This window comes from Betaproteobacteria bacterium, from assembly GCA_016709965.1.
Lineage (GTDB): Bacteria > Pseudomonadota > Gammaproteobacteria > Burkholderiales > Rhodocyclaceae > Azonexus > Azonexus amarohabitans.
Genome location: JADJLT010000001.1, coordinates 859,726 through 884,971 on the forward strand (window position 1 = coordinate 859,726; position 25,246 = coordinate 884,971).

The window sequence follows — 25,246 nt, forward strand, 5'->3', positions numbered from 1 at the left end:
CAGGCATGTCATTTCATCCTGCCATGGCGTGTGTTGCACGAAGGGCAGAGGTGGAACCATTGGATAAACAAGGAGACAATCCATGCACAGTCATACCCTCTTCAAGCGGAAAGCATTTACGCTGGCGCTGCTGACGGCAGCCGCATTTGCCGGCGGCGCTGCCAATGCCGGCGTTACCGACGCCGACATCCTCAACGATGCGAAGACCACTGGCGACGTCGTCAGCTTCGGCCTCGGCACCCAGGCCCAGCGCTTCAGCCCTTCCACGCAAATCAACACCAAATCGGTCAAGAATCTTGTGCCGGCATGGACCTCGTCGTTCGGTGGCGAGAAGCAACGTGGTCAGGAATCGCAACCCGTCATCAGCGAAGGCAAGATGTTTGTCACCGCTTCCTACAGCCGTCTGTTCGCCTACGATGTCAAGACTGGCGAGAAGCTGTGGAAGTACGAGCACCGCCTGCCGGACGGCATCATGCCATGCTGTGACGTGATCAACCGTGGCGCCGCGCTGTACGGCAACCTGGTGATCTTCGGCACGCTGGATGCGCAACTGGTTGCCCTGGACCGCGACACCGGCAAGGTAGTCTGGAAAGAGAAGCTTGAAGACTACGCCGCTGGCTACTCATCCTCTGCCGCCCCGATCATTGCCAAGGGCAAGCTGATCAACGGCGTCTCCGGTGGCGAGTTTGGTGTGGTTGGCCGCATCGATGCGCGCGACCCGATGACCGGCAAGCTGATCTGGACCCGTCCGACTGTCGAAGGCCACATGGGCTACAGCTTCGACAAGGATGGCACCAAGCATGAAAACGGCATTTCCGGCACCCTCAACGCCACCTGGGAAGGCGACCTCTGGAAGACCGGCGGCGCAGCTACCTGGAACGGCGCTACCTACGATCCGGAAACCAACCTGATCTTCGCCGGTACCGGTAACCCGGCTCCGTGGAACAGCTGGAACCGTCCGGGCGACAACCTGTTCTCGTCCTCGACCGTGGCAATCGATGCCGACACCGGCAAGATTGTCTGGCATTACCAGAACACTCCGCACGATGGCTGGGACTTTGACGGTGTGAACGAATTCGTTTCCTTCGACTACAAGGATCCGAAGACCGGCAAGATGATCAAGGCCGGTGGCAAGGCTGACCGTAACGGCTTCTTCTTCGTCAATGACCGGACCAACGGCAAGCTGCTCAATGCCTTCCCGTTCGTGAACAAGATCACCTGGGCCACCAGCATCAACCTGGAAACCGGCCGTCCGAACTACATCGAAGAAGGCCGTCCGGGCAATCCGGCGCTGGAAGCCGATGGCAAGAAGGGCAAGGTCGTCTTCTCTGCACCGTCTTTCCTCGGCGGCAAGAACCAGATGCAGATGGCCTACAGCCCGCAGACCGGCCTGTTCTACGTGCCGTCCAACGAGTGGTCGATGGACATCTGGAACGAACCGGTTTCCTACAAGAAGGGTGCTGCTTACCTGGGCGCCGGCTTCACCATCAAGGCGCTGAACGACGACTACATCGGCTCCCTGCGCGCCATGGACCCGAAGACCGGCAAGATGGTCTGGGAAAAGAAGAACTACGCTCCGCTCTGGGGTGGCGTTCTGACGACGGCTGGCGGCCTGGTGTTCTACGGTACGCCGGAAGGTTTCCTGAAAGCACTTGACGCCAAGACAGGCAAGGAACTGTGGTCCTTCAACGTCGGCACCGGCATCGTTGCACCGCCGGTTTCGTGGGAACAGGATGGCGAGCAGATGATCGCCGTGACGGCTGGCTGGGGCGGCGCTGTTCCGCTTTGGGGCGGCGACGTTGCCAAGCGTGTGAACTTCCTCGAACAGGGCGGTTCCGTCTGGGTCTTCAAGTTGCACAAGCAGCAGTAAAGTGTCTCCCCCTCGGGCGCTCCGGCGCCCGATTTACGCGGCGCGTCGGCTTTGGCCCTCGCGCCGTTTTTGCTTTTTGGCGAATTTTTCTGGTTGACCGCAGTAAGCCAGAAATTCATCTCCCCGGGCAAACCATTGCCCGTCGTCGCCGGGTTCCGCGTACCGCGAAAGGCACTGTTCGACTTTGCACCACTTGATTGCTTCGTTATGGAGCAACCCCGCCAGGGAGGGGAACAACAAACACCCGACATTGAAGGGTCCACCATTGACGGAAAGGTCTTCCCGACAAATGGCCAGCCCCGGCAACCCCCGAACGGACAACAGCCACGGCCACGCCCCTGGCGGCGCCCAATCATTCGCCGCAAACGCGATATCCCCGATACTGGCAAGGGAATTGCATTAGGAAACAGGGCAAGTGCCGTCAGCACCATCATTGCACGGCATATCCATATTCAACCCGGCAGCACGACACCGACCAGACACCGCCGATTCACTGAATCGATTTCGATACTGCAACAAAAGAGGGAGTAACGCCATGAAGCACCACCGTCTTACCATCACCCTGCTCGCCGCCAGCCTGCTCAGCCCGCTGGCCATGGCCGACGCCAAGAAAGATACCGAAATGCTCAAACTGGCGAGTGCCAGCGGCTGCATGACCTGCCACAGCATCGAAGCCGGCAAGCCGGGTCCTGACGGTCTGAAGCCGATCGGCCCACCATGGACAGAAGTGGCCAAGCAATACAAAGGCAAGCCTGGTGCCACCGAGTTTCTGACCCGCGTCGTCCTCGAAGGCTCCAGCCCCTACAGCAGCCACTGGAAGGGCAAGGTCAGCGGTCTCTCCATGCCGCCCAATGCCGTCGCCATTACCGAAGGCAATGCCCGTCTGCTGGTGAACTGGATTCTGGCGCTGTAAGCGGCAAAATTCGGAGCAACGCTACGAACCGGCCCGCGTGGCCGGTTTTTTATGGTGATGCGAAAACCCTCGACTGGTTCAACACAGGCATGGCGCCGGCTGACACCACAGCGGCTATACGAGCCACTCGGCGCGATTGCGACCATTTGCTTTTGCCTTGTAGAGCAATTGGTCGGCTTGACGGAAGATCTGCTTGATTTCACCCGTCGCCGAATCGATGCAGGAGGCCCCGACTGAAATGGTGACCACACCGTAATCGCCGCTTTTTTCATGGGCCATGCCCAAGGCGGCCACAGCCTCGACGAGACTGGCGGCCAAACCGGCATGCACGCCGGGTGCTGCATCAGGAATGATCACGGCGAATTCCTCACCGCCGTAGCGTGCGACGAAAGCCCCCGGGGCTGTCTGCTGATCGTTTGCCTGCTGAACCACCTGACCCAGACAAGCGGCGACGGATCGAAGACACTCATCGCCGGCGAGATGCCCGTAATGATCGTTGTATTTCTTGAAGTTATCGACGTCTATCATCAACAAACTGAACGGTCTCGCCAAGCTCAGCGCCTGCTCCCACAAACGGTCAACCTGAAGATCCATGGCCCGCCGGTTGAGCAAGCCTGTCAGCCCGTCGCGATTGGCCTGATCCTGCAATTTGCCATTGGCGATGGAGAGGCGCTTACGCAATGCAGCAATCCTCGACATTGCCTTCATTTTTGCCTGGAGGACGGCCTCCGGCACGGTCTTCGAGATAAAGTCATCCCCACCTGCCTCGATCGCTGTCACCAGGTTGGATGCGGTATCGGTCGCCGTCACAAAAATAATCGGGGTCCATGCCCAAGGCTCGTTCCCCTCCAGTGCACGCAGCCGGGTGGTTGTTTCAAAACCGTTCATACCCGGCATTTCGATGTCCATCAGGATCAGATCGAAATCCTCCTTCTGAAAGAGATCCAGCGCAACCTCGCCATTAATGGCGTGCAGGACTTGATGGCCAAACGACTCCAGACGAGCAGTTGTGACTATTGCAATGGCTCGAGAATCGTCCACCAGCATGATTTTCATTTTGATCCCAAAAATTCAGAATTACATCATCAAGAATACCTTCGCCACTACGCACTTACTACAACTTTCGGCATAGCCCAACCCACCGAAATCATGTTTTCCTCGCGATCTCGCCCTGAAGTTGTCCGTTCGCTGAACGATTGACCTGCTGGGTACAGGTTGCTGATCGGCCGTTGGTAGCACGCCAGCTATGGCGTGATACATGGCACCACCTCGCACAAACCAAAGTCAATCAGCGATAGCGGCTAGCCGATTTCCCTGCCACACAAATTGACTGCTCCATTACGGAGCACCTGTTAAGCAGTTGATCATGCAATCAGCCGTACAACGCAACAACGCATGCCGCATAACAAGCATAAGCAATTGAAATTATTGAACATTATGAGCAATCTTGTTAGCGCTGGCATGCTGGCACACGGCATGCACATTAGATGACACGAGTCACGGCAGGTCGTAGTCAGCACTTACGCGAATCAGCCGGCCTTGAGTTACCCGTTTGCTATCTCAATAGAACATTGGAGACAAATATGATTTATGCAGCCCCCGGCGCCGCTGGTGCCAAGATTACCTACAAGGCCCAGTACAACAACTTTATCGGTGGCAAGTGGGTCGCCCCGGTCAAGGGTCAATACTTCGATGTCATCACCCCGATCAGCGGCAAGGTCTATACCCAAGCCGCCCGCTCCACCGCCGAAGACATCGAACTGGCGCTGGATGCTGCCCACGCAATTGCTGATGCCTGGGGCAAGACCGCCCCGGCTACCCGCGCCAACATCCTGCTCCAGATTGCTGATCGCATCGAAGCCAATCTGGAAACCATCGCCTACGCTGAAACCGTAGACAACGGCAAGCCGATCCGTGAAACCCTGGCCGCAGACATTCCGCTCGCCGCCGACCACTTCCGCTACTTCGCCGGCTGCATCCGCGCCCAGGAAGGCGCACTGTCGGACATCGACGAAAACACCGTTGCTTATCACTACCATGAGCCGCTCGGCGTTGTCGGCCAGATCATCCCCTGGAACTTCCCGATCCTGATGGCCGCCTGGAAACTGGCTCCTGCCATCGGTGCCGGCAACTGTGTCGTGCTGAAGCCGGCCGAGTCGACCCCGATCTCGATTCTGATCCTCGCCGAAATCATTGGCGACCTGCTGCCGGCCGGCGTTCTGAACATCGTTAACGGTTTCGGTCGCGAAGCCGGCATGCCGCTCGCCAACAGCAAGCGCATCGCCAAGATCGCCTTCACCGGCTCCACCTCGACCGGCCGCGTTATCGGCCAGGCCGCTGCCAACAATCTGATCCCGGCTACCCTGGAACTGGGCGGCAAGTCCCCCAACGTCTTCTTTGCCGACATCATGGACAAGGATGATGCCTTCCTCGACAAGGCTATCGAAGGCATGGTGCTGTTTGCCTTCAACCAGGGTGAAGTCTGTACCTGCCCGTCGCGCGCCCTGATCCAGGAATCGATCTACGACAAGTTCATCGAACGCGTCCTGAAGCGCGTTGCCGCCATCAAGCACGGCAACCCGCTGGATACCGAAACGATGATGGGTGCCCAGTGCTCGGCCGAGCAACTGAGCAAGATCAGCTCCTACCTCGACATCGGCAAGCAGGAAGGCGCCGAATGCCTGATCGGTGGCGAGCCGGCTCAATTCGAAGGCGAACTGGCCGGTGGTTATTACGTCCAGCCGACCCTGTTCAAGGGTCACAACAAGATGCGCATCTTCCAGGAAGAAATCTTCGGACCGGTGCTGGCTGTGACCACCTTCAAGGACGAAGCCGACGCACTGGCCATCGCCAATGACACCATCTACGGCCTTGGCGCCGGCGTCTGGAGCCGTAACGGCAATGTCGCCTACCGCATGGGTCGCGCCATCAAGGCCGGTCGCGTGTGGACCAACTGCTACCACGCCTACCCGGCGCACGCTGCCTTCGGCGGCTACAAGGAATCCGGTATTGGCCGCGAGACCCACAAGGTCATGCTGGATCACTATCAACAGACGAAGAACCTGCTTGTCAGCTACAGCGAAAGCAAGCTGGGCTTCTTCTAAACCGAGCATCTCCTCCACTGGCCCAGTTTGCGGGCAACTCTTCGGGGGCGGGCAACCGCCCCCTTTTTTAGGAGAATGTAATGGTCGACCGCGTCATCGCCACCCCGGCAACGCTGGAGCTGATCGCGCTCCTGAAACAGCAATACGGCCCGGAGCTCATGTTTCATCAATCCGGCGGTTGCTGCGATAACAGCGCTGCCAACTGCTATCTGCCCACCGATCTCACCATCGGCGCTTACGACGTTCACCTTGGTGAAATCGGCGGCGTGCCCTTCTATATCAGTGCCTCGCAATACGAGTACTGGAAGCACACCCAACTGATCATCGATGTGGTAGAAGGCCACGGCGGCACCTTCTCGCTTGAAGGCAACACCGGCAAGGCCTTTCACACCCGTTCACGTCTGTTTACCGACGACGAATGGGCCGAACTGCAGGCGGCCGGGCTCGTTTAATACAAGGAAACCATCCCATGCACAAAAAACTTCACTTTACCCTGCTGCCCGTCGTCGCAGCACTCGCCTTGACTGTCGCCAACCCTGCCCGCGCGGCCGAAGGGGAAGCCATCATGAAAAAAGCCCGTTGTGTCGCCTGCCACGCCGTGGACCAGAAGCGGGTTGGACCGGCCTACAAGGATGTCGCCGCCAAATACAAAGGCGACGCCAAGGCCCCGGGTCATCTTTTTGACAAGGTACGCGCTGGCGGTTCCGGCAATTGGGGACAAGTCCCGATGATGCCCCACCCGGTTGACAAGATCAGCGACGACGACCTGAAAGCGGTCATTCACTGGATTTTGTCGCTGGAGTAAGCCAATCGCCGCGACGACATTGCCGACGCGGCCAAAGGGAGAACAGCAACTCCCCAACGAGAATGGCCACAGGCCATCCAGCACAAGCCACAGGGCGCCGAGCCGGCAAATAAGCCGACCGAGCGCCATGCCTCATTTTTAAAGGGGAAAACTAAGACGCCTGCGGTCAACCGGAAAAATCAGTCAAAAATGAAATTTTCCGGCCGACGACCAGACCACCGACGACAAGCCTCGCCATGCCGCCGCCCCCTTGGGCGACAACAACCAGCCCAACGCACCGCAGTTCACCAATACCGTCATCCAGAACATCACCTGGAATGAAGTCTTCTTCGACTTGTGACGCAGCAGTTTCTGGGCAAATAACGCACCCGGCCAGCCACCGATCAGCGCCAGCAGGTGCAGCGTACTTTCCTGGGTTCGCCACTCCCCGTTCTGGGCAGCCGACTTGTCCCAGGCATACACCGCAAAAGCAAACAGGCTGGCCACGACATAAATCACCGGCACCAGCTTCGGCAACTTGCCCAGCCACGTACAGCCCGCCACAAAAACGATGAAGAGGACGGCCAGCCACAACAGCTTTCGCGTCGGCTCGACGACCGATACTGATGAACGCGACTCGACGAACGCCACACCGTCGGCACGCGCCCTGCCCTTCGCATCAAATGCCAGATCGTAGGTCACAATCTCGCCATCGACCGGCCGCCGACCGCGCCGGGCAAACGACTTGATGTGCAAAAACACCGCCTCGCCACCGCCGTTCGGCACAATGAAACCAAAACCCTGCTCGTCTTTCCAGCGTGTGACTTTTCCCTGATAGCGCATATCGTTTTAGGCAAATTGAATAGCGCGATTTTCAGGCACCGGGCTGCGCAGGGCAAGCAAGTTAACATCTGGAACGACACAAAATTTTCGCCTGAATTTTCACCTTGACTTAGAGTGCACTCCAACAACTAGAGTGACATTCATGGAATCCAGCCTGACCATTAAGGACGTGTCGCAACGTACGGGGTTGAGCGCCCACACGCTGCGCTACTACGAACGCATCGGCCTGATTGCACCCGTTGCCCGCGCCACGGGTGGCCAGCGCCGGTACGCCGCCGCCGACATGGACTGGCTGGCATTCCTGCTGCGCCTGCGCACCACCGGCATGCCTATCCAGGGCATGCTGGAATTTGCCAGGTTACGAAGCGAAGGGAATGTCACCGCCCGTACCCGCCGGAAGATCCTCGAAAGCCACCTTGCCGACGTGCTCAGCAACATCGCGTCACTGCAGCAGTCCGCCGAGGCATTGCAAACGAAGATCGGGATTTATCGGCAGATTGAACATTCCTTCTCGCAAGACTCTCAACTTGTTGAAGGAAAAACCAATGACTCAAAATCGTTATGAACGGGGCCTCGCCAAACTGGAAGAAATCGACGGCCAGGCCGGCAGCAGGGTCATCAACAGCCTGCGTGACATCGCTCCGGATTTTGCCCGCTATCTGATCGAATTTCCCTTCGGCGATATCTACTCCCGTCCCGGCCTCGATTTGCGCGCCCGGGAAATCGCCGTCGTCGCCGCGCTGACAGCATTGGGCAACGCGACCCCGCAATTGAAAGTGCACATCGAAGGCGCGCTCAATGTCGGCGTCAGCCAGGAGGAAATCGTCGAAGTCATCATGCAGATGGCTGTCTACGCCGGGTTCCCGGCTGCCCTCAACGGTCTTTTTGCGGCCAAGGAGGTATTCGCCGAAAGAGCGACAGGCTAATGGCCATCGATATTTTTCGACATGGCCCGATGCATCTCGGACGCAGCCCGTCGCGTCTTTTCCCAACCGCATTCCAGATCGGGTAAAGTTGCCGTCAAGGAATGGCTGTGCCAGAAAAGGTCTGGTGCAAGTGAGCACACTTTTGGCAACCAGGGTTTGGCACAGGGCACATGTATTCGATTGAAGTAGTTCTCGCCATGTTGGCGGCGGTAGTAGGCAGTGGTTATCTGGTGCGCACCTTGCCGATATCCATCCCCCTGCCACTGGCGCAAATCGCCCTGGGGGCTGTCGTCGCGCTGGTGTCCGTGCACCGGGTCAGGCTCGATCCGGAAATATTCTTTTTGCTCTTCCTGCCGCCGCTGCTTTTCCTCGACGGCTGGCGCATCCCCAAGACCGGGCTGGTTCGCGACAAGGCGATCATCCTGTCGCTGGCCTTCGGGCTGGTCATCTTCACGGTCATCGGGGCCGGCTATCTGCTGCACTGGATGATCCCGGCCATGCCACTGGCCGTGGCCTTTGCGCTGGCCGCCATTGTGTCGCCAACCGACCCGGTCGCGGTATCTTCGATGGCCAAGCGCATCACCATTCCCAAGCGCCTGATGCACATCCTTGAAGGTGAATCGCTGCTCAATGACGCCTCCGGCCTGGTGTGCTTCAGATTTGCCGTAGTGGCGGCCACGACTGGCAGCTTCTCGCTGGGCACGGCATCGCTCACGCTGATCTGGGTCACGTTGTCGGGGCTGGCAGTGGGAGCGGGGGTCACCTACGGCATCAGTATCGCGCAACGCTGGATGTCGCGACATTTTGGCGAAGAAAGCGGTTCGCCCATCCTGGTCAATCTGCTGACCCCGTTCGCCGCCTACCTGATCGCCGAACACATCCAGACCTCCGGCATCCTAGCTGCCGTGGCCGCCGGCGTCACAATGAGCTACGTCGAGCTCTCGGGCCGCGCCCTGGCCACTACCCGCGTTCAACGGGCCGCAGTGTGGGAGACCGTGCATTTTTCGCTGAACGGCATCATCTTCGTGCTGCTCGGCGAACAATTGCCCGGCATCATGCAAAGCGCCGGCGCTTCAGTCGAAGACATCGGACACGTTTCCCGCTGGTGGCTGCTGGTCTATGTGCTGGCGCTGGTGGCAATCCTGATCGTGCTGCGCTGCTTCTGGGTCTGGGCGAACTGGCATGTCAGCCGCCATCTGGCGAGCCGCAAGGGTGAAACCCTTCCGCCCCCCAACTGGCGGATCATTGCGGCCATGTCGCTGGCCGGCGTCCGGGGTGCCGTGACGCTGGCCGGCGTGTTGACACTGCCATTATTGTTGCCGGATGGCTCGGAATTTCCGGCCCGAGACATCGTCATTTTCCTGGCTGCCTCGGTCATCCTGCTCTCGCTGCTACTGGCCAACGTCGGCCTGCCGCGCCTGCTGAACGGCCTGACCCTGCCCGAGGAAGCCGCCGACCGCCAGGAGGAAGACCTGGCGCGACGCGAGGCTGCCATTGCTGCCATCGCCGCCATCGAGGCAGCCCGCCATTCGCTGTGCGACGAGACCACGATGGCCTCGGAGCTCTACACCAACGCCGCAGTACGCGTGCTGGAAAACTACAAACATCGTCTCGACGATAGCGGCGCACCGGGCAGCGTCAACGCCGAACGCCTGCGCGAAGCCGACAGCGCCGAAGTCAAGCTTCGCCTGGCCGCCCTGCAGGCAGAGCGCGATACGATTTTCCGGCTGGCTCGGGAATCAGCGATATCCGACGAACTCTCCCGCAAACTGGTACGGCAGATCGACCTGATGGAAGCGCGTTATCGTTAAGGATTTTGGGCACGTAGATAACGTGAGCGGCCCAACACTCCAAGCAACGATGCCCAGCTGCCGATAAATTGCCATTCGCTTGAACGTGAATTTGCGTGTGGCACCTGAGCGCTGACAACGCGGGCTGGCGATGTTTCGCCAGCTAAGGACTGGACTGAACCCGATTCGGAAAATTATTGAAAAGCTTCCTGCAGAAAGCTTTCGGCCATAAAAAAACGCCACTCATCGGTGACGTTTTTGTTTTTGGCCGATTTTTCCGGTTGACCGTAGCAAATAGTATTACTTTAGTCAGAGCAGAGTTGCTCCATTGCGCAACAGCTGTTCAGTTCTTGATCAACCAGTCGGGCAACATCCGTTGCAGGGTGCCGTCCCGCATGAAAGCATGCTTGGCGGCGCCGGCAATGTGCAGCGCGATCAATGCTGCAGCACCCCAGACAAATGCTTCATGAGCCAGCTTGAAGACGCCGTTCAGTGATTCGTCCGGCCAGCCGAGCTTGGGAAGCTCCACACCAAAGAACTTGATAGCGTAGGGCGTAAAGGACGAAGCGAGGTAACCAGCCAGGGGCGCCATAAGCAGCACGGTGTAGAGCGCGTGATGCGTCGCAGTGGCCAGTTTGGCCTCCCAGCCACGAGTCATCTGGCGTGGCGCCGGGTGCTTGCTGCGCCATGCCATGCGAAGCAGGATCAGCATCAGCGCCACCAATCCAAGCGATTTGTGCAGGCTGTAGGCCGCACTGCGCTCGGCGCCTTTGGGCAGGTCGACCATGTTCCAGCCAAGCCATAACAACCACAGCACAACTGCCGCCTGTACCCAGTGCAGCAGCATGGCTGGCAGGGTGTAACGCTGGGCGGTCATCGGATGCTCACGCCCCACGGCAGTTCACCGACTTCAATATCGGCCAGCTTCCTGAAGCTGACCGTATCGATCACGGAAACACTGCCGGAACGGCCGTTGGCAACATAGAGCTTGGCGCCATCCGGCGTAATGGCCATGTTCCATGGACGCTTGCCGACTTCGATGGTGGCGATCACTGTATTGCTGACAACATCGATAGCCATGACCGACGGGTCACGGCCGTTGGAAACGAATACCCGCTTGCCGTCCGGATGAACCGCAATCCCGGCCGGATATTGTCCGGCTTTGATTTCCGCAATTACCCTGCGTTGGGCGACATCAATGACGAAGACCTTGCCGGTTACTTCGCTGGCGACGTAAGCCCGACTGCCATCCGGCAGAAAGCCGATGCCCCGCGGCCGCTTGCCAACCGGGATACTGCTCACCTGCTGGCGCGCCGAGACGTCAACGACATCGACCTGCTCGGCTTCTTCGGCACTGACATAGAGCCAGCGGCCGTCAGGGCTGAACACCGCGTGTTCCGGATTCTTGCCCTGCACCTTGATGCGGGCCAGTTCATTGCCTTGCGGTGCAGTCAGCAACACCACGCTATTGTCGTCCTCAACGGCAACAGCGAGTAACTTCCCATCGGCGGAAAGACTGATACCTTCCGGCGAATCCCCGACGCGTACAGTCTTGATCAGTTGGCCGGTCGTCGTATCGACGATCAGCAAGCTGCCAGTCTTGGCATCGGTCAGGTATACATAGCCGGGCCCCGCGGCAATACCGCGCGGACGCTGGCCAGCAGGAATGTCAGCCGAGCGTTGATCGGTGGCAGTGTCAATGACACTGACTGTGGCCGATTTTTCATTCGGCACGTAGGCCATTGGTGCGGCCAGCGCAACGCTGCCGACAGCGGCCAGCAGCGTTGCAATCAGAGAGCGGAAGAGTTGCATGTCCGCTTCAGGACGCCAGGTAGGAAATGCCGTGACTCTTGAAAATCGCGGCAATGGTGCCATCGCGCTTGAGGTCAGCCATCGCTGCCGCGAGCGCTTCAGCGAGCGCCAGATCCTCGGCCTTGACCGCCATGCCGAGCGGCCAGCTATCTATCTTGAGCTCTGCGAACTTGGTGCCGTCGAGCACGATGCCTTCCTGACCCTTGATGGCCTCTTCAAGTTCGGCGCGTTGAGCCAGCACGGCAGCCACCTTGCCTTCGGCCATGGCTTGTGCGGCTTCGGCCACCGTCTTGAAATGAACCACGTTTTCACGCAGCCTGCCGTTCATCACACCGAGCAGGAAAGAGTCAGCCAGCGAGGTCCCTTCGACGCCAACCTTTTCACGCGTGAATACCTCCAGAGCAACAGCCGCAGAACCCGTCGGGGCCTTCCGCACACGCGCCGGATTGCGCGCCATGGCTAGTGTTTCGCGATGATAGGCACCGAAAATACGGACTTTGTCATTAGCACGGGCCAGATATTCGTCCACCGGCACATGCATCATCATGTCGGAAGGCGGCGCGCCCAGATAATGCCCCTTCCAGACCATGTTGCGCAGGTCGTCGTTCATGTCTTCGCCGGCGTTATATCCAACAACCTGGGCGGTCAGCCCCAGTTTTCCGGCAATTGCCCGGGCGATGTCGGCGTCGATGCCCTTGCCACCTGAGGTGGCGTAAGGCGGGAAGTCGTTATAAACAGCGATGCGCAGACTGCCACGCTTGCGGATCGCCTCCAGCCCTTCATCAGCCAGAGCCGGCAGGACGCCCGCAAAGGGTAGCGCTGCCAGCGCCTTCAGCCAAAGTCGACGGTCATTCTTCATGGACGGTTTCCAGCCAGGTACGGATAGCCCACATGGCTTCCTGACTCAGGATACCCTCAAACGGGGGCATGTAAACACGGCCGTCACGCACAGCACCCTTGCGGATACGCGGCAGGAATACTTCGTCACCTTCGTCGCCGAGCGGCAGGTAGCGCAAGTCAGGTGCGATACCGCCGGAAATGGCACCGAGGCCGTGGCAGCGAGCGCAATTCTGATTAAAAGCTGAATCTCCTATCTTGATTGCGGTCTTATCTTTACGATAAGGATTACTCTTCAGGAAATCGGCACCGAGATCTTTCAGACCAGTGGTATCGACAGCATGCGGCACGACGTCGCCGTGAGCAAATGCCTGCGTTGCAGCCGTGCTGATGAGAAGGGCGGCGGCCACGGCGCCGATGTAGCGGAAGGGATGGGTCACAAATGTCTCCTTTTTGGATTGCGGGTTACAGCCTTTGTGAGCAGATAACTGCAAGCCCTGTGCCAGGTGGCCCGTGTTGGCCAAAGAGGCGCCGGGAACCTTGTGTGCTCGTAGCAAGGGCAAAAGATGGAAAGCAGACAGACAATTGGCACGCCAATTGCTAATCCTTGCAACACGTTGCTCGTTGCATTGCTTAGAAAAAGTGCAGGTGTTACGTTATGAAGCAACACAACAATAAAGATAAATAATTCTGGTCTAACCGGAGGAGAGATGGGACAAATTCAACTACTGGATGAGGTTCATGCCGAGCGCCTGCAACAGGCGCGGCACCTTTTCTTTGATCAGGGTGATTTGCCGGAAGGCTTGGTTGATCCGCTGATCGTTCGGTCGTGGGAGCGCTGTCGGCGTTTCGGCATCGGCGAAACGTCGATGACCCCGACCACCAATGCGATGGATCGCATTGCCCTGAAAACCGAGCAGGAGCGCAACCGTTTTTTGCTCGCCCAGGGGCGGCCGATCATGGAACACGTATTCGAGCAAATCCGTGAATCCGGCAGCATGGTCATCCTGGCCGACGCCAATGGCTTGTTGCTGGAAACGGTCGGCGATGCCGATTTCGTCAATCGGGCAGATCGTGTTGCTTTGGCGGCCGGCGCCTCGTGGGATGAGAACCTGCGCGGCACCAACGCGATCGGGACGGCACTGTCGGAAGAAGCCCCGGTAGCCGTACTCGGCGCCGAGCACTTTCTTGAACACAACAGTTTCCTGACTTGCTGCGCCAGCCCGATTTTCGGACCGGATGGCCGACTGCTTGGGGTCCTCGACATTTCCGGCGACTATCGCAGCCAGCAGCACCACACGCTGGGCCTGGCGCGGCTGTCATCGTCCATTATCGAAAAGCGGCTGTTCGAGTCAGTGCACGCCCGCGACATCCTGGTCTGCTTCCACAGCCGCGCCGATTATCTCGGCAGCCCAAAGGAAGGCATCGCTGCCGTCTCGCCGGACGGCCAGGTACTGGCAATGAATCGCGCCGGTACGGCAATCCTCGGCATCCGTCAGGTTGATGCGGTGCGTCGCGATTTCAGCATGGTTTTCGAAAACAACCTATCCTCGCTCGTCGACCGCATACGCAACGGTTCGCTAACAACCTGCGAAATCAACATCGGGGGAAAACCCGTTCAGGTTCAGTTGCGCGGCCAGTTGCCACCGATGGTCGTAGCAGGCCGAGTATTTGACGATGCCGTTCCGGCTCGCACTCAACGCCGGCCTGATACGCCGCCCGCTCCGACGCAGACACTGGACACCCTCAATACCGGCGATCCCCGGCTGCAGGCAGCGATTGACCGGGCTCGACGCATTATTGGCCGTGACATTCCCATCCTGATTCAGGGTGAATCCGGGGCCGGCAAGGAAATGTTTGCCAAGGGTTTTCACAACAGCGGACCGCGGGCAAGCAGCCCGTTCGTAGCACTGAACTGTGCCTCCATTCCGGAAACGCTGATCGAGTCCGAACTGTTCGGCTACCAGGGCGGCGCCTTTACCGGCGCCCGCAAGGAAGGCGCGCCGGGCAAAATCCAGCAGGCCCACGGCGGCACCCTTTTCCTCGACGAAATCGGCGACATGCCACTCAACCTTCAGGCACGCCTGCTACGCGTCCTGCAGGAACGTTGTGTCACGCCGCTGGGCAGCACCCGGGCGATCCAGGTCGATATCTCACTGGTCTGCGCAACCCACCGGAAGTTGCGCGAAGAGGTCGCTCGCGGCAGTTTCCGCGAAGACCTTTATTACCGACTGAACGGCATGAGCGTCACCCTGCCACCGCTGCGGGAGCGCACTGACATCCGGGCGCTGGTCGCCAAGATTGCCGAGGCGGAAACAAAAACCCGCCAACAGCCTGTCCGCTTTTCGGAGGGCGCTCAGCAAGCGATCGAAAACTACGGTTGGCCAGGCAATATCCGCCAGCTGTTCAACGTCATTCGGGTGGCAATTGCCCTGCTTGATGACGATGAAACGCTGATCACGGAAAGCCAGTTGCCGGAAGAGCTGTTCGAAGCCGATCCAATTGCTGCTGCCGGCAACCAGGCAGAGTTTGACCCATGGGCAGCCGCCCCGCTTGAAGGCGCCAGCAGCCTGGACGCCATCAGCCGACAGGCAGCCATGCGGGCGCTGGACGCTGCCGGCGGCAATATCTCCTCGGCTGCCCGTCAGCTCGGCATTAGCCGAAACACGCTGTATCGCAAGCTGGGGCGGATGTAAAAACCTAGAGTCCCAGCAGCGGGCTGCGCGTCAACGCAACGCTGACGATGTACAGATAGGCCAGCACCGCCAGGCCGAAGAAGCGCGCCCGGATCGCCATGGTCCGGCCGCGCTTCAGCGCCGTCATGCCCAGCAGGATGTAGGCGATCAGGCCGAACAACTTGGCCGTCAGCCAGCCATTCACGAATGGATACTGGCCACTCATCCAGGCCATGGTCAACGCGCTGCCAAGCAGCAGTGAATCAACCACATGCGGCAGAATTCTCGTCAGGCAATGCAGGCGTAGCGGCGATTCGTTCAGCATCCACCAGCCGCGCAAACAAAACCCCAGCCCGCTAAGCACAACACACGTGACATGGAGATGTTTCAGTACGTAGTAGCTCACAGCACAGCCAGCTTCAAGGTGATCTCGGCCAGATGGCTGCGATAGCGCCGTGTGGCAATCAACAGGTTCCACCACAACCAGCCATTGGCCAGGGCAAACGCCAGGCCGGCAGGCCTTGCCAGCCAGTCCGGAAAAAAAATAGCAGCCAGCAAAAGAGCAAAAGCAACGGTATAGGCGAGCATCTGCCGATGCATCTCAGGCTCGGCAAGGATTTTGTTCATGGCCGGTGCCGGCACTTTGGCCTGGCCATGATTTTGCAAATGCATCCAGGAGAGGAAAGGCACGATCTTGTAGAGCATGCCGATAATGAACGGCAAGAAACCACCTGCGATGAGCAGTATGCCAATCGCCAGTGCCCAGCCGTCGAATTCGGCCGCTGCCGGCCACAATGCTGCGGTCGACAGCAAAAAAGGGCAAAAATCGAAGAAATCAGCCCCAGTTGCCAGTAGCGATAAGTCGCATCCGGGCGCGCTCGACGTCGCTTGGCTTGCAGTCGCAAAGTCTGCACGGCGAAGGCCATGCCCGCCAGTGCAGCACCGAGCTGTCCAATTCGGACGACCATAGGCTCATCGAGCAGCACCGCTGAAGTCCACATCAACAACATGATCACCATGAATACCGGGAACCACCAACTGGAACGCGCCGGGTAGCCCGGTGTCAGCTGGAACATGGGCACGACCACATAGGCCATGGCGGCCATCAGAACGCCTGCCCAGCCACCCAGCCCCCAACCGGCGTGCAGATCGGCCAGCGCCGGTAAGGGCAACGACCACCCATAGGCCATGGCCAGCGACATGATGCTGCCGAGGCCAACCGTAACGAGCAGGCCGAACATTGCGAACTTGATGCCACGTATGGTCGGGCTGCTGCTCGGAACGCCATTCAGGGCGGAAGCCGTTGCTGTCAGAAATATCAGCGCGGTCAGCCCCAAAACGAAAGCGCCACCACTCAGCAATAGCGGCATGCCGACGAGAAGTCCGGCGGCGAGCAGCAGCGCACCGGCCGTCAGCCCGGCATGGACCAGCCGGGCAATCCATACTGGCTGCTTGATGTTGGCACCGGCAACCACGGGGAGAATCTGAATCAGCGCCCCCAGCATGACCTGCAGCATGAAGCCAACCGTCATCAGATGCGTCGCCGCCAGCGCACCAGGCATCCAGCGCGAAGCGAATATGTCTGCCCCTTCGACGGCTATCAGCAGTCCGGCAAGAAGCCCGAACAGCGGAGCCGTCAGGAAAAAGCGCAGCGGTGCGGTTAAAGGTGGCGCGTTTTCGAAGGCCAGCATCGCTTGCATGAGGGTAAATTGCCGGGTGGTAGCTGGATCAGCGCGAGATCAGGATTTCAAACGTGCCATCAGGCAATAACTCGATCTCGTAATCATGGCCGTTCTGGCGCAAGACCTTATAAAGCGGATGAGGCTCGCGAAACAACAGCAGCAACATCTTTTCGCCGACTTGCAAGGTGTCGAGCATTTCCATCGTTGCGACAAACGGGCCTGGTGGCTCCATATAGCGTGCGTCGACCACGTGCGGGGTCTTGGCGTGAGTCATTGTTCGCAGAGCTCGGCTTCGAGGCGTTCGAGAACGGTGGGCAGTTCATCGGACAAATGCTGGTCGCACATCGGATAGAGAATGTTCTCCTCCTTCATGTTGTGCTGTTGCATCATGATGACCAGTGTATCGGCCAGGCCCAGATAATCTTCCGATTTACCCGCTTTTAGCGCGTCGACCGCGTCATTCATCAAGCCACGAATCTGCTCGTGTTCCATGCGCATCATCCGGGTCGGTCCCGTGCTCATGCCGGTTTTGGCCTCGAAAGCCGTAAATAGCGTCTTTTCCTCGCCATCGAAGTGCGCCAGCATCGCTGACTGAAAACGCCCGAAAGCAGTACGGGCAAGCACCATGTCTTTCTTGGCAACGGCCTGCTCGGCCTCGGCAAAAAGATCATCGCAATGGCGATGATCATCGGTCATAAAGCTGCGAATGGTCGTCATGACAGGCTCGGTAACGGTTGATGACTCATTCTCGGGGCGCACCGGCTGACTAACCTTGACCGCGGTCAAAATTGCCAACAATCAGCTGCTGACAATGCCGACCTGCAACTCATCAAACCAGTTGATAAAACGCTGTACATCGGCCCCCTGATAGATGGCACCATGCTGCGGACAAAGCATGTCGATCTCCATTTGCGCCACCCGCTCGCACCAGCGGCGCTTGGCTTCATTCGAGCCCATCCAGCGTTTGTGGAAGCCTTCGGCATGGCGAATGTGCGTATCGAAATTTTCAACGAAAAGACCATCTTCGGCCGGCGGCAGCAGCGCTGCGCCAATGTCACCGGAAAACAGCACCTTGGCGACCTTGTCATAGAGATTGAAATTCCCTGAAGAATGCAGGTAGTGCGCCGGAACAGCCCGTAATATCAGGCCATCCAGCGAAATATCACTGCCTTCGTCGGGAATCATCGAGAACGTTTCGGCAGCACCGCCAAAGTGAGGAATGAAGCTCCCCCAAAGCCAGCTGACGTGGCAGCGCATCTTGGGATTGAATTCCAGCCACAGGGCCAGCGATGAACAGATATCCGGATCCTGGTGCGAGGCAAAAACGCCGGCCAGTGCTGAAGGGTCGAACTCCGACGACAGCGCCGAGAAAACCGCGGGGAAGATTTCGGCACCGCCCGGATCGAGCAGCAAACCTTGCCCGCCATGGGTGACCAGGTATTCGTTGGTGTCGATCAGGTAATTCGGCTTTTCAGGATCGCGAACGATGGCGATCCATTTGTGATTGCCTTCCTGAAAGATTGTTTTTGTCGTTTTCACGCATCCGCTCCCGTATTCTCAGTTTCCGGTAAAAAAGGCCGACCGGCGCAGCGATTCCAGCGAGGCGCGGATTTCTTCGACAATGGTATCGAACTCACCGGAAACCTGCGCCAGCGGCACCGCAAAGGATTGACCATAGGCCGCTTCAATCTTGGCCGACTTGGCGAGTACCCCGCCCAGCTCGACCATTTGAAAGGCATCTTCAAGCGCCCGCTTGAGCTGCTTGCGAAGGCTGGCCATCTTTTGGGTCTGCTTGGCATTTTTAAGCTCGCGGTCAGCCAGGACGGCAACCGCCTGCGATTTCGGCGACAACTCGGCGGCCTGCCGCAACAGACGTGTATGGCGGATGTCCTGCAGCACCAGCGAAACCTCATTGACGCAGCCATGAATCAGGCTGGTCAGCGACCCCATGCAGTCACGCAGGTCCTGCGAAAAAACGCGCAGCTCGTTGGAGAGCACCCCAAAGCCCCGCGCTGCCGTACCAGCCCGCTTGGCGAGAAAAATCGCGTTCAAGGCCATGATATTGATCTTGAACGCGACACCAACAACCGACTTGATTTCCTCGTTGATGCGCACGATGCGCAACAGGTCGACGCCCGCCTGCGGCGCCTTGCTTGCTGTCATGCTCAATACAGTGCTCATGGCTATCTCGCTGATATTTTTTTCAATCAGCGATCAATGTACCAATTTCAGCAAGTTAGAACCAGTGCATTGACGGATTTGCCAATTATTTTTCGTAAACGTAGGCACCCGGAGCAGCAGCCAGCGCCGGGAATTTGCGATTGGCCGCCGGGTAGGCATTGACCAGATTACCCGTTCGCTCGCCGAGCCAGCTCGTCCAGTCCTCCCACCAGGTACCCTGCTTTTTCTCGGCGCGTTCCAGCCAGTGTTCCCAATGCTCGTTACGCACCGGCTCGCCGATCCAGTAAGCGCGTTTCGGTGGGTTGGCGGGTGGATTGACGATGCCGAGAATATGACCGGACGTCGACAGCACGAAACGCACCGGCGCTGCCACATTGATGTACTTGCGGATGCGGTAGCACTGCTTCCACGGTGCAATGTGGTCGTCTTCGGCCGTTACCGCATAGAGCGGCTGAACAACTTCATCGAGGTCAATGGACTCGCCGGCAAGCGTCAGCTTGTCGCGCTTGATCAGGTTGTTTTCCAGGTAGAACTCGCGCAGGTAATAGGAGTGCATGGCCTGCGGCATGCGCGTCGTATCCATGTTCCAGAAAAGCACATCAAACGGCTTCAAGGGCTCGCCACGCAGATAGCTGTATTCCCAGTAATGCCAGATCAGCGGGTTCGAGCGCAACATGCGGAAGGAACTGGCCATTTCGCTGCCATCCAGATAGCCCTTCTTGGCCATCGAGTCTTCCAGCGCACCAATACAGGCTTCGTCGATGAAAACGTCGATATCGCCGGGATGGGCAAAATCGGTCAGGGTGGTAAACAAGGTCCAGTGCGCGACCGGCACATCGTCCTTGCCAAAGCGCTTGTTGGCCCACGCCATGTAGGTACTGACCAGCGTCCCACCGATGCAGTAGCCAACCAGATGCACCTTGGGCACCTTGCAGAATTCTCCGGCAACGCGCACCACCTCGTTTACCCCTTCGAGCAGATAGTCATCGAAGCGGATGTCGCCCAGATCCTCGCCAGGGTTCTTCCAGCTGGTGATGAACACGGAGAATCCTTGGTCGGTCAGGTGCTTGACCATGCTCTTCTTGGCCGTCAGGTCAAGAATGTAGAACTTGTTGATCCACGGCGTGATGATGACAATCGGCATCTCGCGAACTTTTTCCGTGGTCGGCGTGTAGTGAATCAGTTCAACCAGCCGATTGCGGAAAACCACCTTGCCCGGTGTCGTGGCCAGATCCTCGCCTACCTTGAAGGCATCGGGCTCGACCATCTGGATGTTCTTGGCCTCAAAGTCGCGCTGGAAATTTTCCCAACCCTGACGGAGGCTGTCGCCGTTGGTTTCAACAAAGCGGCGCATGGCGACCGGATTGAGCATGAAAAAGTTGGTCGGCGCCACCATGTTCAGCCAGTTGCGCAGCCAGAAGGCGGAGCGACGACGCTCCTTGTCGGACAGCCCCGGCGTCTCGAAATACATGTCCTCAAGACGGTGCGTAAAAGCGATATACCACTCCTTGACGATATCCCAAGTCGGCGACTCGGTCCAAATCGGATCGGCAAAGCGCGCATCGTCAACATTAGGCTGGATGACATCGGTCGACTGGATGCCCATTGCCCGGCGCAACACATGGGATTGCAGGGAGAGCAGGTCCCCTGACAGCGCATTACAGGCCCGCGCCAGTTCCTGCGGGTGCATCATCCAGGCCATCTGCGCATTGAGCATCGAGGTGGTGACACCATAGGGATCGATCGAGTTGCTAAAAATCTTGCCAAGCGACTCGACCGGGCTCAAGTGGCTGATATCGATTCCGTTGTGGTGGGTAGATCCATTGGACATACAACTAACCTCTTCCTGAATTTTCTGAAAAAACGAAATTAAAGCGTCACAAACTCACCGGGCTGCGGCAATTGCACATCCGTCCATCCCAACTGACCTTCGATCGCACGCTTGAAATTGGCCGAAGCCCCCGCCTCGCCATGAACCACAAATGTATGCCCCGGCGCTGAGTGAAATCCCCCCAGCCACTTGAGCAATGCCGACTGATCTGCATGCGCCGACAAACCACCGACCGTATAAATGCGCGCCCGAACCGGCACCGGCTGGCCAAAAATATGCACCAGTCGTGCCCCATCCACCAACCGCCGCCCCAGGGTTCCCGCCGCCTGGAAGCCGGCAATCAAAATGCTGCATTCGCTGCGTGGCAGGTTTTCGCGCAGGTGATACTTGATCCGCCCTGCTTCGCACATGCCACTCGCCGAGATAATCACCGCCCCACTACGAATGTCGTTCAGCGCGATGGAGCGTTCGACATCGGCCACCAGCTCAAGGTTCATCTGTTTTGGATGCGCCTTCAACCAGGCAATCAGCTCGCGCGTTTCCGGGTCGAGCAGATCCTGGTTGGCCAGGGTGATGCGCGTGGCAGCATTCGCCATCGGCGAATCGACATAAACCTTCAGCGGTGACAAACGCTTGCGGCGCACCAGATCGGCCAACATGTAGATGATTTCTTGCGTTCGCCCGACCGCAAAGGCGGGAATGATCAGGTTACCCTTCGCCGCACGGGTCCGCTCGAAGGCGGCAACGATTTCATCCTCCGTTTCCGGCAAGGAACGGTGCAGGCGATCACCGTAGGTCGATTCGATCAGCAGCACGTCGGCCTCAACAGGCGACGGTGCCGGGTCGCAGAGAACCGGCCGGTCGTACATGCCAATATCTCCTGAAAAGACCAAGTGGCGCGGCTTGCCTTCACCGGTAACAATCACCTCCAGCGAGGCGGAACCGAGAATATGCCCGGCATCGCGGTAAATCACATTGACGTTTTCGGCCGTTTTTTCCGGTTGACCGTAGCTGACCGGTCGCAGCAGCTTCAACGATGCCAGGGCCTGCGCCACGGTGTAGAGCGGCGGCTGAACGCCCCGCTCGTCCTTGCCGCCACGACGTCGATGGCGCAACTGCCATTCGGCTTCCTTTTCCTGAATGTGCGCGCTGTCCGGGAGCAGCACTTCGAGCAGGTCTATCGTTGCCTGCGTGGCATAAACCGGGCCGCGATAACCCAGCATGGACAGCCTCGGCAACAACCCTGAATGATCGATGTGCGCATGGGTCAGCAGGACAAAATCAATCTTCCGGACATCGAAACCGAAATTGAGCGCCTTCTGGTTCTTTTGTCGCGCCTCGCGGCCGCCCTGAAACATGCCGCAGTCGACCAGGAAACGGGCATTACCCGCTTCAACCAGGGTGCAGGAACCAGTCACTTCTCCTGCTGCTCCAAGAAATCCGAGACGCATGTTTTCATTCCTCACTACTTGGCGTAGCATGAACCTCAACAAGGCGTAATGCAACGCCAGCGGCCAATCCAGCGTTTTTCAAAGCGATGAAAATCCGCCGGATTGCCCCCCATAAGACCATCTCAGGAGGTTACGCATGTTCAAACATATTTTCGTTCCGACCGACGGTTCCGAACTCTCCCGTGCCACGGCGCAACGTGCCGTCTCCTTCGCCAAGGAAACCGGCGCTCGAGTCACCGTATTTTTTGCCAAGCCGGAATATCCGATCGCCTATTTTGGCGAAGGCGCTCTGATCGACCCGACGACGCCCGATAAATTCGCCGAACTGGCGGACCAGCAAGCGACCGAATATCTCGGCGAAGTCGAAAAAATGTGTGCCGATGCCGGCGTCCAGTGCAGCACGGTGACGGCAACCAGCGACGTGCCCTACGAAGCAATCATCGAAGCCGCCGAAAAATCCGGCTGCGACCTGATCTTCATGGCCTCGCACGGCCGGCGCGGCATCAGCGGCTTCTTGCTCGGCAGCGAGACCAACAAGGTGTTGACCCACTCCAAGGTGCCCGTCCTCGTCTACCGCTAAGCTAGCGGAGCTAGCCGCGAACCAGCAATCATCGGCCGGTACAGTGCCCCTGCCCCGGCCGGATACGGCAAAGCACCTTACCGCTGGCGGTATCGACAAATGTCACCTCCTCCAGCCGGCCGATGAGATAGCGCTTTTTGAGCGTGAAATCAGTGGGCTTTCCGTAAGTCGCCTTCCAGAACGTGGTGCTCTCGCTGATCACCGGCTCGATCAACCGTGCCTTCGCCCGCATGCCCACCCGCCCGGAAACTTCCGCCGGTACATCGGCTGAAAATCCCGCATCGTCGTCAACCGCGCGCGGATAAAACGCATAGAGGTTCTCGAAGGCCAGAAAGTAGTCGTAGCGCCAGATAACCTTCATCCGCTGCGGCGTACCCACTTTATCTTCGCCGGCATACTCGCCACGATCGACTTGTAGCGACTGCAAGGGCAAAAATTTGTACTGGTAATAGTCATCGACTGCCGGATCAGCCAGCGGTCGCCAGCTCCAGCCTTCGGCGATCTGGTTGAAGGCCATGCGGTAAAGCACTTTGGCGCGCTCGCCGTGCGTTTCGATGGTCAGGCCATCGCCGGGCGTCACATCAATCTCGACGACGTGTCCCACCTTGGCATTGATGTCGGCGGCTGGCAACTGAGCAATGGCGGCAAATTGCTGCTCGGCCGTTTCGACGGCATGAGCAGGGCTAAAAAAGACGGCGGCCGAAGCCGCCGTGAATACATATCTGAGGAAAAACATGTCGACCTGGAACGCTCCATGCGGCTACAAGTCAGTTGAATTGTCCTCGTCAAACAGGCGCGCGCCCATGATGCACATCAACAAAGTCTGATCATGCTCAGACCTGCGTCTGCGTCACGGCCTTGCGAAACCGCAGCAGCGCGATGGTAAAAAAGCAGGCACCAACCGCCGTCATGCCGAGCAGGTCGCGCCAGATGACATCCAGCCCGGCGCCTCGATAAAGAATGCCTTGGGCCAGACGGACGAAGTAGGTCGTCGGCGTTGCAGCCATGATGGTTTGGATCGCCGCAGGCATGCTTTCCTGCGGCGTCACGCCACCGGAAAGCAGTTGCAAGGGAACAATGGTGATGATGGTGAGCAGGCCGAATTGCGGCATTGAGCGCGCAAGCGTGCCGAGGAAAATACCGATCGACGCCGCTGAGAACAGATAAAACACGGTTGCCCCGAGAAATAGCGCCACCGAACCCATAATCGGCACCTGCAGAACTTGCCGAACCATGACCCATAACGCGAAGGCGACACCGACCAGCACGGCCAGTCCGTTGGCCCAGATCTTCGCCATCATGATCTCGAACGGCCGCAACGGCATGACCAGCAGGTGCTCGATCGTGCCGTGCTCGCGCTCCCGGATGAACGCGGCACCAACCAGAATGATGGTCAGCATGGTGACGTTGTTGATCGCCTCCATGACGCCGCCAAACCAGACACCAGTGAGGTTCGGGTTGAAGCGGGCGCGGGCGGTCAGGCGTATCGGCGACTCCTCGCTAGTACGTCGCCCGGTCAGGAATTCGCCCACCTCGCCAGAAACGATATTGTTGATGTAGCTGGCGCCGATGAAGGCCTGGCTGATCACCGTGGCGTCGATATTGAGCTGGATTTCGGGCTGCCGCCAAGCGCTGATGTCGCGCTGAAAATGGCTGGGAATGACCAGCACGAAAGAGTACAGGTTTCGGTTCATTGCATCGTCGACCTGCTCAAGCCCGATCAATTCGGGACGCCGGAAATACGGTGGATAGAGCGCATCGGCCAGCCGGGCCGACAGTGGCGACATGTCTTCGTCCACAATGGCGACCGGCGCATTGTTGAGCTGCTGCGACACTCCGGTGGCAGCCTCGTAGATGGCGCCCGAAAAGGCCCAGACGATCAGACCGAGCAGAACTTTGTCGGCGGCCAGGCTGCGCAGCTCCTTGAGGCCGAGGCGGAAGATGTTGCTCAGGGAAAAGCCGCCCAT

General features: G+C 58.6%; 28 protein-coding genes. 11 read left to right on the forward strand and 17 right to left on the reverse strand.

The features are described 5' to 3' along the window. Positions 1 to 82 precede the first annotated feature (82 nt). Genes IPJ12_04325 through IPJ12_04335 form a run of 3 tightly spaced genes read left to right on the forward strand, consistent with a single transcriptional unit; the run spans position 83 to position 2,783 of the window. Complete coding sequence (locus tag IPJ12_04325; GenBank protein ID MBK7646393.1) at positions 83 to 1,870, forward strand: PQQ-dependent methanol/ethanol family dehydrogenase; 1,788 nt, start codon at positions 83 to 85, stop codon at positions 1,868 to 1,870. Between the two features lie 51 nt (positions 1,871 to 1,921). After that, complete coding sequence (locus IPJ12_04330; GenBank protein MBK7646394.1) at positions 1,922 to 2,401, forward strand: hypothetical protein; 480 nt, start codon at positions 1,922 to 1,924, stop codon at positions 2,399 to 2,401. A 4-nt stretch (positions 2,402 to 2,405) separates the two neighbouring features. Further along, on the forward strand, positions 2,406 to 2,783 hold the full coding sequence (locus IPJ12_04335) for a c-type cytochrome (protein ID MBK7646395.1): 378 nt from the start codon (positions 2,406 to 2,408) through the stop codon (positions 2,781 to 2,783). A 114-nt stretch (positions 2,784 to 2,897) separates the two neighbouring features. Here IPJ12_04335 and IPJ12_04340 read toward each other — a convergent pair whose 3' ends face one another. Next, positions 2,898 to 3,839, reverse strand: a complete 942-nt coding sequence (locus IPJ12_04340) for a diguanylate cyclase (protein ID MBK7646396.1) — start codon at positions 3,837 to 3,839, stop codon at positions 2,898 to 2,900. A 527-nt stretch (positions 3,840 to 4,366) separates the two neighbouring features. On the opposite strand from IPJ12_04340, the gene IPJ12_04345 reads away from it, so the two are divergent. From IPJ12_04345 to IPJ12_04355, 3 genes are all read left to right on the forward strand, one after another. Further along, entirely contained in the window at positions 4,367 to 5,887 is a 1,521-nt protein-coding gene (locus IPJ12_04345; protein MBK7646397.1) for an aldehyde dehydrogenase, read from the forward strand. An 80-nt stretch (positions 5,888 to 5,967) separates the two neighbouring features. Beyond that, positions 5,968 to 6,339, forward strand: a complete 372-nt coding sequence (locus IPJ12_04350; protein MBK7646398.1) for a DUF779 domain-containing protein — start codon at positions 5,968 to 5,970, stop codon at positions 6,337 to 6,339. 17 nt (positions 6,340 to 6,356) lie between these two features. Next, on the forward strand, positions 6,357 to 6,692 hold the full coding sequence (locus IPJ12_04355; protein MBK7646399.1) for a c-type cytochrome: 336 nt from the start codon (positions 6,357 to 6,359) through the stop codon (positions 6,690 to 6,692). Positions 6,693 to 6,875: 183 nt separating this feature from the next. Here IPJ12_04355 and IPJ12_04360 read toward each other — a convergent pair whose 3' ends face one another. Then, a complete protein-coding gene (locus tag IPJ12_04360) occupies positions 6,876 to 7,514 on the reverse strand; it encodes a cold shock and DUF1294 domain-containing protein (GenBank protein ID MBK7646400.1) in 639 nt (212 codons plus the stop codon). Between the two features lie 142 nt (positions 7,515 to 7,656). Here IPJ12_04360 and IPJ12_04365 point away from each other — a divergent pair, with 142 nt between their 5' ends. From IPJ12_04365 to IPJ12_04375, 3 genes are all read left to right on the forward strand, one after another. Beyond that, positions 7,657 to 8,079 (forward strand): MerR family transcriptional regulator, encoded by a 423-nt coding sequence (locus tag IPJ12_04365; GenBank protein ID MBK7646401.1) that lies wholly within the window; start codon positions 7,657 to 7,659, stop codon positions 8,077 to 8,079. After that, complete coding sequence (locus IPJ12_04370; GenBank protein MBK7646402.1) at positions 8,060 to 8,440, forward strand: carboxymuconolactone decarboxylase family protein; 381 nt, start codon at positions 8,060 to 8,062, stop codon at positions 8,438 to 8,440. The genes IPJ12_04365 and IPJ12_04370 overlap by 20 nt, the downstream gene beginning before the upstream one ends. Before the next feature lie 170 nt (positions 8,441 to 8,610). Next, on the forward strand, positions 8,611 to 10,251 hold the full coding sequence (locus IPJ12_04375) for a Na+/H+ antiporter (GenBank protein ID MBK7646403.1): 1,641 nt from the start codon (positions 8,611 to 8,613) through the stop codon (positions 10,249 to 10,251). A gap of 322 nt (positions 10,252 to 10,573) precedes the next feature. Here IPJ12_04375 and IPJ12_04380 read toward each other — a convergent pair whose 3' ends face one another. From IPJ12_04380 to pedF, 4 genes are read right to left on the reverse strand one after another with little or no spacing between them, the layout of a single operon-like run. Continuing rightward, on the reverse strand, positions 10,574 to 11,107 hold the full coding sequence (locus tag IPJ12_04380; GenBank protein ID MBK7646404.1) for a cytochrome b: 534 nt from the start codon (positions 11,105 to 11,107) through the stop codon (positions 10,574 to 10,576). After that, positions 11,104 to 12,042, reverse strand: a complete 939-nt coding sequence (locus IPJ12_04385; protein MBK7646405.1) for a beta-propeller fold lactonase family protein — start codon at positions 12,040 to 12,042, stop codon at positions 11,104 to 11,106. The genes IPJ12_04380 and IPJ12_04385 overlap by 4 nt, the downstream gene beginning before the upstream one ends. Before the next feature lie 7 nt (positions 12,043 to 12,049). After that, complete coding sequence (locus IPJ12_04390; GenBank protein MBK7646406.1) at positions 12,050 to 12,901, reverse strand: transporter substrate-binding domain-containing protein; 852 nt, start codon at positions 12,899 to 12,901, stop codon at positions 12,050 to 12,052. Then, positions 12,891 to 13,319 (reverse strand): cytochrome c-550 PedF, encoded by a 429-nt coding sequence (gene pedF, locus IPJ12_04395; protein MBK7646407.1) that lies wholly within the window; start codon positions 13,317 to 13,319, stop codon positions 12,891 to 12,893. Before pedF ends, IPJ12_04390 begins: the two co-directional genes overlap by 11 nt. Before the next feature lie 270 nt (positions 13,320 to 13,589). On the opposite strand from pedF, the gene IPJ12_04400 reads away from it, so the two are divergent. Next, on the forward strand, positions 13,590 to 15,575 hold the full coding sequence (locus IPJ12_04400; protein ID MBK7646408.1) for a sigma-54-dependent Fis family transcriptional regulator: 1,986 nt from the start codon (positions 13,590 to 13,592) through the stop codon (positions 15,573 to 15,575). Positions 15,576 to 15,579: 4 nt separating this feature from the next. On the opposite strand, the gene IPJ12_04405 is transcribed toward IPJ12_04400, so the two are convergent. The 9 genes from IPJ12_04405 to IPJ12_04445 all read right to left on the reverse strand — a co-directional run bounded on the left by IPJ12_04405 (position 15,580) and on the right by IPJ12_04445 (position 22,699). Further along, on the reverse strand, positions 15,580 to 15,960 hold the full coding sequence (locus IPJ12_04405) for a SirB2 family protein (protein ID MBK7646409.1): 381 nt from the start codon (positions 15,958 to 15,960) through the stop codon (positions 15,580 to 15,582). Beyond that, complete coding sequence (locus tag IPJ12_04410) at positions 15,957 to 16,181, reverse strand: hypothetical protein (GenBank protein MBK7646410.1); 225 nt, start codon at positions 16,179 to 16,181, stop codon at positions 15,957 to 15,959. Before IPJ12_04410 ends, IPJ12_04405 begins: the two co-directional genes overlap by 4 nt. After that, the gene (locus IPJ12_04415; protein MBK7646411.1) at positions 16,178 to 17,254 is read right to left on the reverse strand and encodes a hypothetical protein; all 1,077 of its coding nucleotides are present in this window, start codon (positions 17,252 to 17,254) and stop codon (positions 16,178 to 16,180) included. The genes IPJ12_04410 and IPJ12_04415 overlap by 4 nt, the downstream gene beginning before the upstream one ends. Before the next feature lie 28 nt (positions 17,255 to 17,282). Next, on the reverse strand, positions 17,283 to 17,510 hold the full coding sequence (locus IPJ12_04420) for a sulfurtransferase TusA family protein (protein MBK7646412.1): 228 nt from the start codon (positions 17,508 to 17,510) through the stop codon (positions 17,283 to 17,285). Next, positions 17,507 to 17,953 (reverse strand): hemerythrin domain-containing protein, encoded by a 447-nt coding sequence (locus IPJ12_04425; GenBank protein MBK7646413.1) that lies wholly within the window; start codon positions 17,951 to 17,953, stop codon positions 17,507 to 17,509. Before IPJ12_04425 ends, IPJ12_04420 begins: the two co-directional genes overlap by 4 nt. Before the next feature lie 81 nt (positions 17,954 to 18,034). Then, positions 18,035 to 18,775: an MBL fold metallo-hydrolase gene (locus IPJ12_04430; GenBank protein MBK7646414.1), complete on the reverse strand. Its 741-nt coding sequence runs from the start codon at positions 18,773 to 18,775 to the stop codon at positions 18,035 to 18,037. Between the two features lie 18 nt (positions 18,776 to 18,793). After that, a complete protein-coding gene (locus IPJ12_04435) occupies positions 18,794 to 19,417 on the reverse strand; it encodes a chemotaxis protein (protein MBK7646415.1) in 624 nt (207 codons plus the stop codon). An 85-nt stretch (positions 19,418 to 19,502) separates the two neighbouring features. After that, positions 19,503 to 21,248, reverse strand: coding sequence for an alpha/beta fold hydrolase (locus IPJ12_04440; GenBank protein ID MBK7646416.1), 1,746 nt, complete (start codon positions 21,246 to 21,248; stop codon positions 19,503 to 19,505). 38 nt (positions 21,249 to 21,286) lie between these two features. Next, positions 21,287 to 22,699 carry an MBL fold metallo-hydrolase gene (locus tag IPJ12_04445; protein MBK7646417.1) on the reverse strand — a complete coding sequence of 471 codons (1,413 nt, stop codon included), beginning with the start codon at positions 22,697 to 22,699 and terminating at the stop codon, positions 21,287 to 21,289. 136 nt (positions 22,700 to 22,835) lie between these two features. Here IPJ12_04445 and IPJ12_04450 point away from each other — a divergent pair, with 136 nt between their 5' ends. Beyond that, positions 22,836 to 23,279 (forward strand): universal stress protein, encoded by a 444-nt coding sequence (locus IPJ12_04450; GenBank protein ID MBK7646418.1) that lies wholly within the window; start codon positions 22,836 to 22,838, stop codon positions 23,277 to 23,279. A 28-nt stretch (positions 23,280 to 23,307) separates the two neighbouring features. Here IPJ12_04450 and IPJ12_04455 read toward each other — a convergent pair whose 3' ends face one another. Together IPJ12_04455 and IPJ12_04460 are read right to left on the reverse strand one after the other, a co-directional pair. After that, positions 23,308 to 24,015, reverse strand: coding sequence for a hypothetical protein (locus tag IPJ12_04455; GenBank protein MBK7646419.1), 708 nt, complete (start codon positions 24,013 to 24,015; stop codon positions 23,308 to 23,310). A 97-nt stretch (positions 24,016 to 24,112) separates the two neighbouring features. After that, a complete protein-coding gene (locus tag IPJ12_04460; GenBank protein ID MBK7646420.1) occupies positions 24,113 to 25,246 on the reverse strand; it encodes an ABC transporter permease in 1,134 nt (377 codons plus the stop codon).